The 686-nt window shown below is 72.9% G+C and carries 1 pseudogene; it reads left to right on the top strand.

Annotated features, from left to right (window positions below):
* Positions 1-686 (top strand): annotated as a pseudogene (locus tag MJ777_RS22790) (hypothetical protein); the annotation flags it as partial.

Here is a 686-nt window from a genome sequence, read left to right on the forward strand (position 1 = left end):
GCAACCCTCACTCTCCTCGCCACCACCACCACCCTGACCACCACCGGCCGGGACCACGCCGCCACCACCCTGCCCCACCCCGGCCACGCCGGCATCACCCACCACGGCACCCTCACCCGCCTGCTGCCCTCCCAACTCGCCCTCCCCGACACCCTGTTCACCCTCCGCCTCACCCGCGGGGAACTCCTCCACCGCCTCCACACCACCACCCCCACCCCCCCACCACAAGCCGTCACGATCATCCTCGACACCACCCCACCCACCTACGGACCCGCCGAAACCGTCCTCCGCCTGACCGCACACCTACTCACCACCACCCTCTGGCACGCCGGCCGCCACCCCACCCTGATCACCCTCGACCGGCCCGCGCTCGCACTCCCCGCCACCGGCCCCACCGCCCTCACCACCATCTGGACCGCCCGCACCCTGCACCCCCCCGACCTACCCACCGCCCTCCACACCGCGGCACACACCCCCCACCCCACCCTCGTGATCCTCACCCACCACCACCTCCCCCACGACCAGCCCCTCACCCCCGGAGCACACCTCCGCCTCCTGACCACCCACACCCCCGGCGACCCACCCCCCAACCACAACCCCACACACATGCCCACCACCGCGCACCAGCGCTACCACCACCACCTCCCACCGCAGCCGACCGCCGCCGCACTCGCCGACACCATCCA

The organism is Protofrankia sp. Cj5, from assembly GCF_917627405.1.
Classification (GTDB): Bacteria; Actinomycetota; Actinomycetes; order Frankiales; family Frankiaceae; genus Protofrankia.